This is a genomic window from Pasteuria ramosa (genome assembly GCF_056496785.1).
Map to the genome: position 1 here is coordinate 1,139,327 of NZ_CP143099.1, position 17,883 is coordinate 1,157,209.

Genomic DNA, 17,883 nt, shown 5'->3' on the forward strand with positions numbered 1-17,883 from the left:
TATATAAATTTACTTATCGTGATATCTTTGTTGTTTATTTATAGATATTTATCTAATATATAAAAATTTAATTATATATTAAAATATATAATTAAATTTTTATTTAGTAAAATTTTGTGAACTTAGATTTTTATTTAATTAAATTTTTTATATATTATTACGAATTGAAATAACTGAAAATCTATCCCTTTATATTTTTTAGATATTTACAAGGTACTTTGATTTTCGCTCTCGTAATAAATAATATCTCTAATTTATTTATTACTTTCCACGTTCCAAATGATTAAGCTATCTATGATATTTTTAGGCAGAAACTATAGGTTTGGAAATTTAAGTATAAAATTACGTTGTTGTTCCTCAATGAAATTTGTACTTAACAACATCCCCCTTTTACCCGTAAAGTTGTTTCTTTGTTTATTGTTAAAAATTATTTATTAACAATTTCCTTGCCCTATATATCTTTATTAGCCTCTTGGTTATAACCATCTTTACCTGGCTTTTTACATATACAAAATATGCAAACAGGTGTTTTAGTGTTTTGATCATTAATCATTTAGTTCATAAAATTTATGCTTAGGATTTAGCTAAGAACGTGTCGCACTTCATTTCATACGGCGTTTTATCGAACATCGATTTGTTAAGTATTTTTAGATACTTTCCTTCATCAGACGATGTTGCTTTCATAGAATTATCTACTTACCACGTTCCAAAGTGTTGTTTGATTCTTTTGCATCCTTAGGCAGAACAAATAGGTTGTGAAAGCAGATAATTATTTTTAAATTTAAAAATAATTATAATCGCCTTTCCTTAGGTGAAAATAAGTTAGCGACTTTTTACATCCTAAATATTTCTTTGCTTTATCTTGCCTTAGATGTTTTTCTATCCTTTACAAGTTTTTTGTTTTTATTGACCTGGCTTCCTACAAAATGCAGGCAGGTTTTAGGTTACAACACTTTAGTTCTATTCAGATTACTTTTATAAAAAATTTATTTTTTATAAAAGTAAACAAATGATTGACTTAAATCTTATAATTTAGATTTTTCATCAATAACGTGTCGCACTTCACCTTCAGTATTAATAATACGAGGTAGCATCTTTTGCCCCTCCCAAACCGCACAAGCATCTTGCAACACATACGGCTTTCACTCTGTTTTAGGTCATTCAACATCTTGTTCATTATCATCCACAATTTAAGAAGAAAATGACCCAAAACAGCCTATCCTCTTGAGCCTTGTAGTTGGTATTAACAACTTCTGACATTAGAGAATTCGATATATTTTTCTTAAAAAATACATAATTTTATTTTTTTTACAAAAATTAAATTTAACAATCCGATGGATGCGATTTATTTTCTTGGATCACTTATATAGCTTTAGCCACATCAAAGCTATACCCAAGTTAACTGAAAGGACATCTATGCATTTCTTATCGTTCATGTTCTTCATCCATTTAGATCAATTGGATAAACATATATGAAAAGTGATAAATATATATTTATAAAAACACTAATTAAACAACGTGGCTAAGTCCTAGTTCCTCCATGGCAATAGCTGCGGCCATTAGTTTTAATGCATCGGCTCGATTAACATTAATTAATGGTGTAATATTGGGTATATTGGGTTGCGACACTTTATCACTTTCCTTCAAAATTAATCTAATTTTTTGTGAAATTTACAACTTTATTGAGTTTTAATCTCTGCTGCTTATAGTCATATATTATGAAATTTAGTTTGATTGTTACCTAGGTTGTTGTTTGGCTTTGATCTATATAATTAAATTTTTTATATCTTGCCACATCTGAACATTATTTGACCTAATTTTAATTTTTTATACTTATTATAATGAAGTTTAAAAATAAATAAATTTATAAAATCGCAGGTTTAAAAATTACGTAGGCCGCGGAAATAAGGATATAGATAATTAACAAGGATGATTTTTATTTATTTTTATTTATTTTTATTTATTTTTATTTATTTTTATTTATTTTTATTTTTATTTATTTTTTAATTTTATCCAAAAATTTAAAATTAAAAATGCTGTTTATATACTTTTTGATATATAAACAGCATTTTTGCATTTATATTAATATAACTATGGGCTTATAATAAATATTAATATAGCTGATTAGTAATGGTGTAATTTAAACACAAAAATAGCCATTATCATAGCTTTTGAGGCATTAAATCAGGTTCTTAAACTCTCTTTAATGGACTTGTCCAGAAATATTAATATAGCCGATTAGTAATGGTGTAATTTAAACACAAAAATAGCTATTATCATAGCTTTTTGTTCATTAAATTAGGTTCTTAAACACTATTTAAGATGGGTTATTGGAAAAGGCTCTATATACCTTCTGAAAAATAGATCGAAAGAAAATATGTTTATTTATTTACGATAGTATGTAGATCCGAGTTTCAATATATTTTAAATTTATTTTTTTAAGGCCATTATTTTTTACAATTTTGCTGTCTCAAAAATAATCAAGCGTAATTTTTATGTATGTTATCGCTAATAATTGGTAACAACTTAGTTTGTTATTATTTTTGTTGGGGGTTGTTTTGTATGCTTGATGAGCATGAATTAGATTTATTGAGTCAGCAGTTAAAGGTTAGGTATTCTAAAGCTTCTTATGTTTCGTATGAAAATTGGTCAAATGCTTTAAAAGCGTTACTTGTCGTGATGTGGCTTTTATTAGTATATCCTTGTTTGAATCCTGCATTGTCTCGGGGTGCAAATATTTCATTAACAATAGATAAGCTGGTTAAGATTTTTCCGCGGATTCATTCTGTTATGATGTGGGAATTTCTTTTAAAACGTTTGGTGCGTTATGATTATTTACGTATTAAAGATGGCTGTTTTTTCGCTGGATCACGTTTATGGACGAATATAGATGCACGTCATCTATATAATTTTGCGGTTACATATCCAGAAGTTTCCAACTGGTTACATAGATGGCGTTTGGCTGAATTGCGTGATTCTTCATATATTTTCCAATGAATTGCTTTTAAAAGATAGGATATTGTCTTTTAGAATGGGCAGTCTATTGATGTCGGAGGTGACATATAAAATGTATCAAAAAAATCAAACACCAGGCCAGTCAGAAGAACAGTTAAGGCGTGGTAGTACGAATTACTTGGTTGTACCTGGTTCAGCTAAAGCTCTTGATCAAATGAAGACTGAGATTGCCCAAGAGTTAGGTGTTCAATTAGGTCCTGATGAAACATCACGTGCGAATGGTTCTGTAGGTGGTGAGATAACTAAGCGTCTTGTAACAATGGCTCAACAACAGTTAAACAAACAAGGTTCTAGTGGTAACACGCCTTCTTAAAGCTCTTAATCTTCCCTTATTTATTTCCCTTGTATTTATAAAATTAGTTTACGACCTTCATTAATCCATATTTTTCATGATATCATCATATTTAGGATATAATCTATCAAGTATATATTTTATCAATAATCCTCGCTTGTCTTTTGGGATGAGCGAGGATTATTTGTTTTTTAGTGTTACTTTTATTTTGATTTTTTCATTTATTCTGTACTTTGCGTAAAATGCCAAGATTGTCCAAAAACTTCTGTAAAGAGATTTTAAGAACCTAATTGCATTCATTAAAAGCTATGGTAATGACTACTTTTATGTTTAAATTCCATAAATAGTTTTAAAATATAAAAAAATAATATTTTTTTTAGTGATTTGATTAATAGGTTTAATTTTTCATTTTTATAGATATAAACAATGTAACTCTATTAAAAGCACCTAACTAATACATATGTAAATTATCAAAATTGTTTATTCTATATTTATTTAGTTTTCTTTTTTATCTTTTTGTGATTCCCATACAGCTAGGTTGGCATGTAACCTAGCATATATTAAATATTATTATAAATTTGAAACTATTAATAAAATATATTTTATTTTGACCTGTAATCAGTAATATTCCTATAATAAAATAATTAGTATTTATATATCTTAGAAAATATATAAAATTTATAATTATTTTTTATTTTTTATTTTATATATTGTTTTATCAAATAAATGAACAGGATGCATTGGAAAAGGAGGAAAAAAATCGAACCTTGTTCTTCGATTTATTAGATATTTTGCCTGAATTTTTAGGAGCATTAGGAGCAGTTGAAGAGGAAGTCGCATCGGGATCAAAAACAAATCCTAGGTAGAGGAGTTAACAGATGTAAAAGGAATGACACGGGATTTGGGCTGCCAGGATTTGGTCGCCTTGCAGAATCAAATAGGAATAATAGGACATAGCATTGGATTAGTCAGGTTAGAAAACGGGTAAGTCAGGTGGGAAGACGGATAAACAATAGTATACTAGAGATGTTTTAACCATTTTCTACTACCTCGCCACCTACTTACGATAGCATAATGAATATGTAAATTCTACGATCTCACCTCCGCCTAATTATGATCTGCCCCAAGCTGAATATGAACACACTGCAATAATGAGTGGTAGGCAATTGCCACATGATCAGATTTATCAACTTAATAATTTTCAAACAATAAATCCTCCACCAAGCTATGACATATCAATGTTAGATTCTTCTTTTCCAAAATTTCTAAGAATACCAAAAATATTTTAGGATCCTTCTAGATCAGTTCAGCTTGGAAATTATTAGGAGGATAGTTCCCAAGTCTGATTATCTCCTAGCCACCAAGCCCGATTCATAATAGGCCAGAGGGAGAGAAAAATATTACATACCCATCTTTAAATTGATATATAATAGCGCACAAAAATAATATTGTTATGTAATATTGTTATGTAATATTGTTATTTTTTATATTAAAATTTATGCTAATTATTAAAATAAAAAATATATCTGCAGTTGGTTTTGATAGGGGAACTGTCTTTAAAATAGTAGAAAGAGTTAAAAAATGCTACTTTAAAAAATATAAAAAATTGGGAGAATAACAATAATATATCCTGAAAATGAAGTGTTGTTTTTTTGTATAATTTTTTTGATCCTTAAATTAATAAATAAAAATCCAGATAATTATTATATTTATTAGTTAACTTACAGTTAATAGAAATCTTTTAGCCACCTTTTATTTTTTGTAAATGCAACTTACATTTTAAACAGTGGGTCTAGGGATGTCTCTTTTTTTTCAACATCTTAAAATATTATGATTTTGCAAACTTTGGTAATATTATAATTTTTCTTATTTTATTAATAATTTACAGTTTCTTGCTTTTTTTTCATGTGCAGAATATAATATAAAAAATAATATTATTTAATATGGTTATTTTTGTATTATATTAAAATTCAAAGATATAAACATAATTTTATAAATAACAATTATTTTTATTTATCTTTTATCTTTTATCTTTTATCTTTTATCTTTTATCTTAATAATACCAATAAGTTAATTTTTTATCTATATTTTATGCGATACTCTATATTTTATGCGATACTCTATATTTTATGCGATACTCTATATTAATTCCTAGAAGTATTTAAAGATAGATTTAATATGTAATTAAAGTAGGTGAACAGAGATCTATGATTAAACAATCATTATTTAGAGAACAAAAATTAAAGAAATTAATGTTAATATTTACTATATTTTCGATACCCACTATCTATGTCGCACCTTTTAATGTATTTGCTCAGGATAAGGTTGATGCTGGAAATAAGATGGGGGATATACAGACAAAAAAATTGTTTTATCAAAGTCTAAAGGAATTAAATACAAAAAATAACGATTTATTTAAAGAATGGATTCATTTATACACATATAAACAGTGGTTAGTTCATATAGATCCTTCAGGTAATGACGATTTATATGATTATAATCATAAATATTCTGATAAATACGAAAAATTTGAAAATTTTTTCCGACCATGGATAAGTGAATTTTATGGGTTATCAAATCATAAATTCGATTTTAAGAGAAGTGATTTTGTTGCTCTCGGGGTAGTACCTTATTTGATAAATCAGCTGCTTTTAAAAGATTACAAGGGCATAGATAAACAGTTTTTAAATTCATTGAAGAAACGTTTAGATGAACATGATGATTTGTTTAAAACAGAAGATCAATCTAGTTTAACCAAAAATATAGATATAGTTTTGGTCAATACAACTAATGAATTATTTGAAAAATTGAATATCGATTCTAAATCAAATTCGATTAAAGAAGATATATATAATTTATTTAAAATAAAATCATACAATAGTTTGGTAGATAAATCAAATTTTAAATCTGATTTAATTGATGCTAAGATTAAAAACAGGATACAAGAATTGGAAAAAGAGATGGATAAGAATGAAGTAGAAGGAGATAAAGAGTTAAAAACAGTTTCTGGGAGCACGGGACTTCATTTAGTACATAAAAGGGATATAGATTTTAAGGCTTTAAAACCTGATTTATTAATTTGTATGAGAAAATTGGTTCTAAATGCTGTAGATGTTTCATCTAATTTAGATTTTAATTATTATTTCGCATTGAATGATTTAGAATCATTGATTAATGGATTTATACAAAATAAAATAACATTAGAATTAAGCACCGAAGATGGCATATCTGAAGGAATGTATAAAGGTATATTTTTAGATATGGTGTCTTTGGATAAAATGCAGGATATTATATATTATTTAATCGATATGAAGTTGGTCGATAAATTATTCAAAGAAGAATATCTTCAATTTATTGGTAACTTTAGAAAAGAAACTAATAATAATTTTACATCAGACGATTTTGAAAAAATTAAAGTTCGTATTAAAGATATGAAAGGAAAGATTTTCAGGAATATAGTCAAGCGTTTATTTGATAATATTTCTATTGATTATAGATTATATGATTTTGATGAATTTTATTCTTATTTTTCGGACCCTAGGGGCCATGTGTTTGAATATTGGACTGATTTAATAGGTAAAGATAAGGATAGTATGGTTATAAACTTAGATAAAAAGATTGAGGATTTGAAAAGGGAAATTTATAGACCAGAAATCAATTCTGAAGTTTATGCTTTAAGTTTCGTACTTGGTAGCATGGCCAAAAATTTAGATAAATCGAATTATATTGATTTTAAGTCTCATTATCTTAAGTGGGGTTCTATTAAGTCTGAGTTTAAACGTCATCTAGATTCCCTTGCCGATATAGATAGTCAGAAGTTAGATGATATAACAGACTTAAATAAATTTTTATCTGATATAAAATATTTTGGAGATCTTTTAAAAAATAGTTCAAATGATGATAATAGATACTTTGGTTCTAAATCTTATAATGAGTTTTTTAAAAGTATCTTAGAAGATTATAGTTCATCTGTTGATTCTTATAAAACAACTCGATCTGCTATTATTTCGTTTTTAAAAGATATGTTTTTTGAATATATAGATATTTTGTTTAAAAGGATTTTCTCTAAAATTCTGCTTGATTCACCTTCTTTGCCTGATGCTGATTTTAATATATTTTATACATTGATATTATCAAACCAAGAAATTGAAAAAGAATGGCAGAAAGCATTAGAAAACCTTGATACTTTTAAAATGGATAAATTTGAATCTAATCTACGTTCAATAACCTCAATTATACAAAAAAAATACCCAGAATTTAAAGATAAAAATTTCTTATGTCCTGTTGAACATTCTTCTAGACCTAGGCGTATGGGTTGTTTTGATATGAGGGAGTGGTTTTATGGTCGTAGGGCAGATGAAGAAATTATTAATAGTGCTATTAATAGGAATGCAGAATCTATTCCATTAAATTTCATAAGACCTAGGTTTGAACGCAGATTAGGTTTAAACTCCCTAAGAAGATTTTCGTGGCAGACTAATCAAAATCCAAATAATGCACCTATGCCAACTAATCAAAATCCATTTGATCGTGATTATGCATTAAGATATGGTGTTAGACCTAGGAATGAAAATAATGATAGAGCTATTATTCCTAATCGATTTATAGAACAGATGGATAAATTTGAAAAGAGAAGATTAAAAATTGTAAATAGAAACCAGACATGGATGCCTGTAGGATTTAATTCTTCTGGTTTGATTAAGGCTATTAATGATAAAAGTCTATATCCTCTTAGGGATTTATTAAGATTATACTTTGATGCTAATATGGTTTGGGATATACATAATAAACTTGAGGATTCAATACGTAATGCAGATAAGATTGATTATTCAGATGTTTTCAATGATTCCATAGATCCAGAACAGTTAGACGCATATCGACCTGATTATATCACTGATGCAGATTTAAAAATTTGGGAATTGTATAAAAAAAATTATAGCGAATTAAAGAAGTTAAGAGATGAATATTTAAGAAATATTTTTACTTATAGACTTAGCGGCGATTCAGATGAATTTTATATGCATTGGCGTAATACATACAGTAGTTTTTTGAATAGATTTTATAATGAATTATCCGATATTATTTTAGATAATAAACTAATGAGCCAAGAAGAAATTTACAGGGATAAAACTGCTTTACATTCGCGATCTTTTATTTATTTAGATCATTATTTTAAGGATTTGGCTCTTCATGATAGAAGAAAGTTAGCATCATCTTTAGGTATTGAGATAGAATCTATTATTAGTTCTTCTCCGGAAATTAATTACTATGATTTGAATATATTGAGATTTATACCACACATAGATTTGGTATTTAATGTATTAAATAATATTGATCCAAATGATGCTAGGAGGACAGATAAATCAAAATTTATACATAGTCTTCAAAAGTATATATTAGCGCTTCAATCTTATAGTATTGATTATATTTCGGATATATTTTTGCATGATTCTGGACGGGATACGAGTTCCTTAAATAATTTATTAGGGATGAATATTTTACATCCTGACTGGCTTAAATTTTCTAATGTGATTTATGCTAATGCATATTATTCTGTTCTTGAAACATTGCAGTCTATGTATGGAATTTTGACTAAGGATAGAAATGCAGATCCAGAGGTTATCTCTTCGGAATGGGATAGATTGCTTTTAAAACATAAAGATAATTTTTCTGTATTATTATCGGTAATTGCTTCGCTATTTCATAATGTTATTTCTGAACGGGATTCTTATTATAATGATACGGGATATCAATCATCATATGATTCTTTTAAACGTATTAAGGTTTTACTGAAAAAATATATGGAAAATTTAAATCTTTTTCTCACTAGAGGTAGATCGGCTGTATATAATGATGACCGAGCCGCTAGGTCTTTAATTGCTCAAGCGGCGAGTGCGGATAATATAGATTCTCAGGATATTGTTCCTAAACTAAGTAGACCTGATTCTTCTCATTTTAGGGTTGCTTCTGCTTTAGGGAATGCTTTTAATAATCAGCAATTTATAAATATTGATAATCTGAGAATTGCTACATTAGTACCCCTAGCTAAGCGTGATGAAATAGATAAATTAATAAGCTCAGCTAGTAGTAAGGAAAAAGTAGATTTTTTACTTAGAGGAACTTTTTCTCATTCTCCTGTTTTTTCTATATACTTAGATTTATTTGAAGATATTCAAATATTATATAGTATTTTATTTAATAATTTAGATAGGGATTTAAATCAGCAAGAAATTAATTATATAAATGAATTTAGAAGTAAGTATTCCGAAAATGCGGATCGGTTAAAGACTTATATTTACAATCGTAATCTTAACCAAGATCTTATTTTGCCAATTAAAGATAATGAACTTATAAAGCAAGATATTTATTTTGATATTATTGATGATTTGAGCGTTTTATTAAATAGCTGTATTAAAGACCGTTATGATATTGATTTTCATGATAAAATTAATAGCCATATTTCCAGAGTTGCTCAACATCTTAATTCTCTTCTTCCTTATTTTTACCAAAAAAATGATTTTGATGATGTTAACTCTAATTTTAGGGACTATATTATTAGTTTAAGGCATTTAAGGTATAAAGATAGATTACCGCAACTTAATAAACGAGTGGAAAAATTTGGAGTTGACGCTTCTGAGAACAAAAAGTTGGTTAATGAAATTGAAGCTTTAGGAAAAGAGCTTTTGGGTATTTTAAAAAATCAAACTATAGATTCAGGGGGAACATCTTCCGGAAAGTCTAGTAATATCAAAGCTTTGATAGCTGATTCAAAAAAGCGGTTTTCTAACTTTGAGTCAGAAATTGCTCCTATAAAAAAATATTTTAAAAAGATGTTTAATATGCATAAAGATAATATGTATAAGAATTTTAGCGAACGTCAAATTAAAGATCAAAATTTAAAATTAAAAGATGCCAATCAATATTACCGAGATGCAAAGTTAGCTCTTAATAAACACATGGAAAAGTATCAGGGTAATTTACACGATGAACAGAAAGCAGAATTATATGATTCCAATGAATTTCAGGGAGCGGTTTCTAGAGAGTATACTTCTTTTCAAGAGGAAGCTAGGGATCTAATTTATAAAGTTCAGACTTCTATAGATGATTTAGAAAAGCTTTATAAAGAAAATTATAGTGGCGATTCGAATAGTCCTTATTTTTCTTTATTGACATACTATCAACCCTTTGATTTAGAGGATAGAATTATTAGGTATGCTAATCTTTTTTTCTTAGCTTCTAAATTAAGGATTTCAGCTCTCTTACAAGAGGCTAGATTCAATGATATTAAAAAACAAAAATCCGATTTAGACAGTGATGTAGATAAAGAAGAAAGTTTATTTTCTGAAGTTGATTTGCTTTTTGCAGAAGCACAAGCTATAGAATCTGCCGGAAATAATTATATAGATTTACCGTTAATAGCGGAAGATAGGAATGAATATCAAACAATTAGGACTTTGTTTAGGAGACGGATTGAAAAATTTAACGAAACTATTGAAGAACTTAATCTACCTTTAGAAGATGATTCTGATTTTTTATCATCTATTTTACAAAATTCTAAAAAATCACAAGATTATTTATCACTAATCCGTGTGGGCCAGGGTTTTTCCGCTGAGATAGTAAATTATATAGATAGCTTAGATTTCGAAAAATTGGAGTTAGATATTAATGAATTCCAAACTAAACTTTCGGGATTAAGCCCTACTTTAAACAATATTAGGAAGCATATGGAGGGATTGAAGTCTTTACGTGAAAGTATGGAGAAAAAATTAAAAGAATCAAAAGTTGCTGGTAAATCAAAAGTTCCTAATCATGATGAATTGTAATTCTGTTTTTATTTTTTCAAGATGAGATTTTTATCGTAGCACTTGCTTGGCGCAAGTTCATTTTATTCCTCATAGTTGTAATAGGTATCTATGATATTTTTCTTTTAAAAACTGGTTTGTGTATCTTTATTTACTAGGCTTCATAAGTTTTTATATTTATTTTATTACACAAATAGGGGAAAAATGCCCTATAAGTACAGTTGTATGATCGATTTCCATCTGGAGTGTGTTTTTTGAGAAGCACAGACAAGATGATGATATTCAAGATATGCTGCGTCAGGTTAGAATGCCTTTTTTAGAGGCTGATATTCGTTTTGCTATCTTTAAGTAATTTGTGGAAAGAGTAAAAGAACGCGCGTCAGGTCAAGATGTTCATGTCCTGGTCAACATGTAATCAAGATTGTCATTGATGAGCTTATGGGTCTAGAGGCAAATCCATTGACTGTTCCAACAAGTTGCGGTTTACGCTGCTTGTTGGATTTTACTTGATAGAACTACTACTATTGATTAGTTCTTTATTTCTGTACAGGCAAAAAAACAAAAAAATGTAAATTATTAATAAAAACCATAAAATGTTATTGTATTTCCTAAGTTTGCAATATATTATATTTTAAGATTTTACACAAAAAATAGACATTACTCTGAATACGCTATACAAGCAGCGGGTTATCATTATTCTAATCTAGATAAAAGAAGTGTATATGGTCATTCTATTGTTCAAGCTATTTTACATACAGATGGTTTAAGCTATCCTATAGAAGTTAAACGTGCTAATAAAACAGAAAGCAATAAAATGGATACTGCTTGCTATATCATATCTAGTGAGCCCAGATTACAAAGCATATGTTTGCGTAGATTCCTGGTATATTCCAAAAAAGATCATCGAAACAAGCTTAAAAAAAGGATTTAATTTTATAGGTGCATTAAGAATCGATATTGTTATTTGTCCTTTAAGCATTAAAAATAAAATAAAAATGTTTTTAAATTTTATAAAAAATGCAGATAAAAAAGTTGTTAACATTAAAAAGCAAAATTATAGTTTTTATAGATATGAAGGTAATCTTAATTTTATTGACAATGCGGTTGTCCTTATTTGCGTTAAGGAAGGTCAAGATATATCTAAAGCAAAAGCTTTTATTTACACAGATATGGAGCTAAGTAATGAAGAAATTCTAAATTATTATTCGAACAGATGGGAAATCGAAACCTATTTTAGAACAGCTCAAAATTACCTTTCTTTACAAGGATGCCAAGTCAGATCCAGCAAAGCTTTAGATCGATACTTAATTTTACAAATGTTTGTAGCAAGGTATTGTATACATACAGATAATGGTAATCTTCTAAAGGGATTACGTAAATATTAGGCTAAAAAAGAAGCTAATCGAATAGAAGATATGATTGATATATGCATTTCATCCTTGAAAGGGATAATATCATATTTAGATATTCCTACGCATAGATCTGTGAAGCTTATTTTATCACGTGCCAAAAAAGGATTAAGAGCAGTACTAAGGTCCTACTGTTATCAATTTGAAGAGGTAGCATAAATCTGCAAATACAATTAAAAAGGATAAATATGGTAAAAGTCTAAACAGGCAAGGTTTGTTTTTTGGCCATTCATAAATATAATTAAATTTATTATAAAAATATAAATATATAAATTATCTTTTTAGAGTAATTAAACATAAGGATGCTAAATTATCCTAAAAATAAAAGCGCTCTTTTGTATAAACAAATAATGTTCAAACTTAGATTATAATAAACATTTCAAGATAATTTTTGAAAATCAAAAATTATGGCCTATTTTTTGGCAAGTATGGTATAATAAAAAATATATTTATTGTAATTAATGCACTGTCTAAAATTTAGAAGTAAGTTTATATCTAAGATTATATTACAAAAATATACTTTATTAATTTTGATATATTTATCAACTAATTAAATCTTTATTATATCTATAATTATGGAAAAAATAAAAAGGAGTGTGCGTATATGTATAAAAAGAAAATTAATTTTAATAAAATTGCAATATCTGCATTTCTTATGAGTGGTGCATTTATTTATACCGATAATAATATTTTGCTACATATCTCAGAAGCCGGATCCCCAACTAGTGAAAATGAAGAGATTCGCTATGGTGAATATCAGTTGAACGATAACATGATTCTTGAACATAATGGTGAGTTTACTTTCAAGAATCTTAAAAGTCATGGTTATGAGGAGGATACGATGGTTTTTACTATTTATTTTGACATTGAGGATGATCCGAATGGACCTTTGTATTGTGACCCTGATGATCAACTTCCTTATGATATCAAGCAGGAAGGGGATAAATTAATTTTACGTGATGGTACTGAATTGATTTTTAATCGTGAAACTATTAGGGATTCTAGCAATAGTAGTACTTTAAATAATATAAATGATTATACTATAATTTTACCCGCCGGTAAAATTATTCGTGTTATGCCTCCTGAAAACCAAACACCACCACCAGCACCACCAGCACCACCAGCACCACCAGCACCACCAGCACCACCAGCACCACCAGCACCACCAGCACCACCAGCACCACCAGCACCAGATACTGATACATCAATAAACCCAATGTTATTAATTCTATTAACTAAATATTCATCCAAAGAATCAGCTCCACTTTCATCTGCTAATCAATCGAAAAAATCATCTGATGCAGTAAGTCATATCACCAGTACTGACGATGAGAATTGGTACAATGAGCTTAAAATTGGAATTCAAGAATTGGCCTCTGCTCAAGAGTTGAGTGATCCAGAATTGATTAATTTACTAATGGGTTATCTTGTTAATAATAATTTAGATGAGATTTGTGATGAAAAATTAATTAAAGCAATCTCGGATATTATTATGGACTTGATTGGAAAAAATAAGGACATAGCTTAATACAAAAACAACTAAGAGTTGTATAGTGAACCTGTGCCTGAAATTAATTTACAATTTTTTGCTGCGGACTTGTCCGAGAATACTAATATATCCGATTAGTGCAGATTATTGGTATTTATTGTCAATTTTAAAATTTTATAAAAAATCTTAAAATTGACAATAAAGCTGCCTTTTATATATTTTTTAAGATATATAAATACTAATGTTGTAATTATTTGAATATTTATAATTACATACCCAAATGCATACATTTTATTAATAGTTTTCAGTTTATGTTAAAAAATAAGTTTACATGAAATAATTTTTTCTTTTTCCATAATTTTTTCTTGGGATTACGAATAGAATGATTGCGCAAATTTTTGGTATTAGTAAAAGCACGGGTAATAACATCATACAAAAGATACAAGTTATCGCAAATAAAGTATTATCAAAAAGATATCCTATAAGTCAGTTTACATATTTTTCATCCCTCATATTTGGTATGTTTATCTTCGATTGTATTGAATTGGGCACAGAAAGACCAAAAAAAGATAATAAAAAATATGAATCTGGAAGAAAAAAGTATCAAACAATGAAGTCTTTCCTTGCAATTTTTGCTGAAACAGCTGTTATTGGCTACACCAATTTTTCGCCTGGTAGTGTACATGATTTTAAGTTTTTTAAAGATTCGTACATTCCATGGTTATCTGAATATGCCACTTTAATCTCTGATTTAGGCTTTCAGGGCTTACAAAAGCTATTTCTATACGTGCTTTTACCATATAAAAGAAGTAAGTTGAAGAATTTGACTCAGGAACAAAAGGAATATAATCAAAAAATTTCTCGTAAAAGATCATTGGTAGAAAGAGTTATAGGTTGGTTAAAAAGATTTAAGATTATTTCTAATAGATATCGTAATAATCCTAAAAAATTTCCAGAAAAATTTGATTTAATATTCGCAATGTGTAATGCTCACCTAGCTTTAGGGAAATTCCAAGAAGTTAAAGAAGATAAAAAAGCAATCTAAATATCAAAATTAAAAATTCCGATAATTTACATATGTATTAGTTAGGTGCTTTTAATAGAATTTCATTGTTTATAACTGAAAAAATGACAAATTAAACCTATTAATAAAATATCTAAAACAAAAATCTTCTTTTTTTTATATTTTAACACTATTGATGGAATTTAAACACGAAAATAGCCATTATCATAGCTTTTATTAACTTTGATTAGACCCTTAAACTTTCTTCGCATTGATTCTTGTACAAGTGATATATATATTAAAAAATATATATAAAAGTCATTATTTTTTAGTTTTTTTGATAGAATTCTAAAAATAAAGCAGCTTTGCTAATTGTCTATATCAGTATTTCCTTACACGTTCTACATTTCCAGGTATGTACAGTTATTATTTTATAATTTTTTTCTTTTTTCTTTTTTTTGATTTTTTACTGAACATTGTTTATGGTGACTTGATTTTTTCTTGATAAGTGGTGTTTATTTCCGTTATGCTTACGAGAGAATTTGTTTATTTCAAATGTTCGGGGTGTATTGTTTATGAACAAGGAGAACCATTTCGATTTATGGCATGTTAGTATGATAGAAGATAAAATAATTACGACTGAATTTACTAAAAATATGTTAGTTAAACGTTTACTTTTGATGAAAGAAGATGGACCTTTATTTTTTGGACTGATTTCACTTGATATGCCTCGTTTGGACTTGTGTGGTGAGGTTATGACTTTTTTAACCCAAGAAGGATTTATTTCGCCTAATATTACTTTTCGTTTGTGTGATCTTTCATGTTTATCATCTGATAATCTTGAGGTATCTGATGAAGTGCAGATAAAAGAAAATCCATTGGTGAATTTACTTTTTTCGCAAGAGGTTGCTTTTTTAGTGGAAAATAAAGAAGGTAAGTTAGTTAATTATCGTGTGTATTATTTAAATACAGAGGATGGGGTTTATTTTTTTGCAGTCCAAGTAGCTTCTTTAGATTTATTAGCACATGTGGCGGCTTTTTATGAGAAAATCGGCACTTATGGTAAAGATTTTGCTTTTAAGAGCAGAGGTTGTAAAGCTTCTTTTCGACCTTGTTTGTGATTATTTAGAAAAATTTTTTAGGCAGACGCTATGGTAGATTATTTTTCCCTCTTTCATAGTATAATACAAACCCCCATTTTATCTTTGTTCTTTCTAAAGTAATTTTTTTAATGCTTTTTTTAATTTTTTTTAACGCTTTGTTTAGCGTTTTTTTGTTTCTTTTTTATTATTTTCAATTTATTTTTAATACTTGTTGCTTTTGGTTTTTATTCATGATTGTTATGCATTGGGGTTTGGAGAAAGGAATGATCTATCATATGCGACCGCCCTCTTGGTATATAAATTCACATTTTTCACCGCGGCGTATTTTTTTATTTGGTAATCGAGGATTGTTAGCTAATTGTTTGAGAAATATGTATTTGTTTGGTATTAAACCTTTTAGATGTTTATTGAATTTGGGTATAATTATTGGTGAACCTGATTCAGGAAAGCTTCGTCTGCAAGCTGAACATGTAGAGCATGATTTGGGTTTGACATTAAATGAACCTTATTTGGAGCCGCGTATCGTTAGTACATCAAAGTTTCCTTGGGGTGTCAGACGTATTGAAGCGCCACGTGCTTGGGATTTATCGCATGGTTTGGGTGTTAAGGTTGCTGTGATTGATACTGGTATAGATCGCTATCATGAATCTTTAGCAACTAATTACCATGGTGGAGCTAATATGATTTCACCTAATGCTAAGCCTATGGACTACAATGGTCATGGCACACATGTTGCAGGCATTATTGCTGCAGCTCGTACACATCAAAGTAATTTGATTGGCGTTGCTCCTAAGGCTAAGTTATATGGTATTAAAGCTTTTAATCGTCAGGGTAGTGCTAAGTTGTCTGATCTTTTGGCTGCGCTAGATTGGTGTATTGAACATAAAATGGATATTGTTAATATGAGTTTTGGTATGACTGAACGCAGTGAATCTTTACGTCAAGCTGTGAAAAGAGCTCATAAAAAGGGTTTAATTATGGTCGCTGCTGCGGGTAATGCTGGTTCAAAGAAGCAGATTGACTATCCTGCTGCTTATCCGGAAACGATTTCTGTGGCATCTTTTTCCAAGAACGAACGTTTATCATCTTTTAGTAATTTTAATAAAAGAGTTGATTTAGGGGCACCTGGTGATAAAATTTTGTCTACGTGGATTAATGATGGTAAACGTGAGATGAGTGGTACATCTATGGCTACACCCCATGTTACAGGTACGATTGCTTTATTGTTACAACGATATGGTGCTTTAAATCCAGAAATTGTACGCATTTTTTTAAAAAATGCAGCTACGCCTATGGGAGATATTCGAGCTTTAAATGCTTACCATGTTTTACGTAAGTCTGAATTATATCCATATTATAATTTGCGTGGAAGTGCTTAAATAGGTTTTTTTTACATATTAAAAAATCCATCCTGACTGTTTTTTCAGCCAGGATGGATTCGTGGGTATTACGTTAGTTATTTTTTGGTTGTTGATTTTGGTTGCGGTTAGCAGAAGGGGTTTTGTTTGTTGAAGGAGAAGAGGACATGGAAGGAGAAGAGGAAGTTCCTAGTTCGCTACCAAATTCGTAATCCTTGCTACGTGCAGCATTTTTTTGTGGTTGACCTTGTGGTTGTTGACCTTGTTGATTCTTTTGATTTTGTTGACCTTGTTGTTGACCTTTTTTGTTATCCATTGAATGTTCACCTCCATGATAGATATAGTACCCGTTTAGCTGATTAAATACGCTGCCGCTATTTTCCTTATTGTTTCCTTATTATATTATTGGAGG

13 protein-coding genes are annotated in these 17,883 nt (G+C 28.6%); 11 read left to right on the forward strand and 2 right to left on the reverse strand.

The genetic code is table 11. The features are described from left to right. Positions 1-592: 592 nt before the first annotated feature. A complete protein-coding gene (locus tag VS182_RS05010) occupies positions 593-739 on the forward strand; it encodes a hypothetical protein (RefSeq protein WP_479488982.1) in 147 nt (48 codons plus the stop codon). Between the two features lie 770 nt (positions 740-1,509). Here VS182_RS05010 and VS182_RS05015 read toward each other — a convergent pair. Next, on the reverse strand, positions 1,510-1,647 hold the full coding sequence (locus VS182_RS05015) for a hypothetical protein (protein WP_479487621.1): 138 nt from the start codon (positions 1,645-1,647) through the stop codon (positions 1,510-1,512). 915 nt (positions 1,648-2,562) lie between these two features. Here VS182_RS05015 and VS182_RS05020 point away from each other — a divergent pair. From VS182_RS05020 to VS182_RS05065, 10 genes are all read left to right on the forward strand, one after another. Further along, complete coding sequence (locus tag VS182_RS05020) at positions 2,563-2,997, forward strand: hypothetical protein (protein WP_479484077.1); 435 nt, start codon at positions 2,563-2,565, stop codon at positions 2,995-2,997. A 70-nt stretch (positions 2,998-3,067) separates the two neighbouring features. Further along, a complete protein-coding gene (locus VS182_RS05025) occupies positions 3,068-3,328 on the forward strand; it encodes a small, acid-soluble spore protein, alpha/beta type (RefSeq protein ID WP_479484078.1) in 261 nt (86 codons plus the stop codon). A 1,130-nt stretch (positions 3,329-4,458) separates the two neighbouring features. After that, on the forward strand, positions 4,459-4,596 hold the full coding sequence (locus tag VS182_RS05030) for a hypothetical protein (RefSeq protein ID WP_479492389.1): 138 nt from the start codon (positions 4,459-4,461) through the stop codon (positions 4,594-4,596). 918 nt (positions 4,597-5,514) lie between these two features. Continuing rightward, positions 5,515-11,130, forward strand: a complete 5,616-nt coding sequence (locus VS182_RS05035; RefSeq protein WP_479492390.1) for a hypothetical protein — start codon at positions 5,515-5,517, stop codon at positions 11,128-11,130. 821 nt (positions 11,131-11,951) lie between these two features. Next, entirely contained in the window at positions 11,952-12,494 is a 543-nt protein-coding gene (locus tag VS182_RS05040; RefSeq protein ID WP_479492391.1) for a transposase, read from the forward strand. Between the two features lie 30 nt (positions 12,495-12,524). Continuing rightward, positions 12,525-12,677 carry a hypothetical protein gene (locus VS182_RS05045; protein WP_479488984.1) on the forward strand — a complete coding sequence of 51 codons (153 nt, stop codon included), beginning with the start codon at positions 12,525-12,527 and terminating at the stop codon, positions 12,675-12,677. Between the two features lie 445 nt (positions 12,678-13,122). Beyond that, positions 13,123-14,046: a hypothetical protein gene (locus VS182_RS05050; RefSeq protein ID WP_479492392.1), complete on the forward strand. Its 924-nt coding sequence runs from the start codon at positions 13,123-13,125 to the stop codon at positions 14,044-14,046. Positions 14,047-14,389: 343 nt separating this feature from the next. Then, a complete protein-coding gene (locus VS182_RS05055) occupies positions 14,390-15,052 on the forward strand; it encodes a transposase family protein (RefSeq protein ID WP_479488986.1) in 663 nt (220 codons plus the stop codon). 533 nt (positions 15,053-15,585) lie between these two features. Further along, positions 15,586-16,131 (forward strand): hypothetical protein, encoded by a 546-nt coding sequence (locus VS182_RS05060; RefSeq protein ID WP_479484085.1) that lies wholly within the window; start codon positions 15,586-15,588, stop codon positions 16,129-16,131. A 212-nt stretch (positions 16,132-16,343) separates the two neighbouring features. Next, positions 16,344-17,492 (forward strand): S8 family peptidase, encoded by a 1,149-nt coding sequence (locus VS182_RS05065; RefSeq protein ID WP_479492393.1) that lies wholly within the window; start codon positions 16,344-16,346, stop codon positions 17,490-17,492. Positions 17,493-17,565: 73 nt separating this feature from the next. Here VS182_RS05065 and VS182_RS05070 read toward each other — a convergent pair whose 3' ends face one another. Further along, complete coding sequence (locus VS182_RS05070) at positions 17,566-17,787, reverse strand: hypothetical protein (protein WP_479484087.1); 222 nt, start codon at positions 17,785-17,787, stop codon at positions 17,566-17,568. Between the last annotated feature and the right edge of the window lie 96 nt (positions 17,788-17,883).

Bases quoted from the DNA above. Each gene is read 5' to 3' on its own strand.
- VS182_RS05020 (WP_479484077.1), top strand. From the start codon at position 2,563: ATGCTTGATGAGCATGAATTAGATTTATTGAGTCAGCAGTTAAAGGTT.
- VS182_RS05025 (WP_479484078.1), top strand. From the start codon at position 3,068: ATGTATCAAAAAAATCAAACACCAGGCCAGTCAGAAGAACAGTTAAGG.
- VS182_RS05030 (WP_479492389.1), top strand. From the start codon at position 4,459: ATGAGTGGTAGGCAATTGCCACATGATCAGATTTATCAACTTAATAAT.
- VS182_RS05035 (WP_479492390.1), top strand. From the start codon at position 5,515: ATGATTAAACAATCATTATTTAGAGAACAAAAATTAAAGAAATTAATG.
- VS182_RS05045 (WP_479488984.1), top strand. From the start codon at position 12,525: ATGATTGATATATGCATTTCATCCTTGAAAGGGATAATATCATATTTA.
- VS182_RS05050 (WP_479492392.1), top strand. From the start codon at position 13,123: ATGTATAAAAAGAAAATTAATTTTAATAAAATTGCAATATCTGCATTT.
- VS182_RS05055 (WP_479488986.1), top strand. From the start codon at position 14,390: ATGATTGCGCAAATTTTTGGTATTAGTAAAAGCACGGGTAATAACATC.
- VS182_RS05060 (WP_479484085.1), top strand. From the start codon at position 15,586: ATGAACAAGGAGAACCATTTCGATTTATGGCATGTTAGTATGATAGAA.
- VS182_RS05065 (WP_479492393.1), top strand. From the start codon at position 16,344: ATGATTGTTATGCATTGGGGTTTGGAGAAAGGAATGATCTATCATATG.
- VS182_RS05070 (WP_479484087.1), bottom strand. From the start codon at position 17,787: ATGGATAACAAAAAAGGTCAACAACAAGGTCAACAAAATCAAAAGAAT.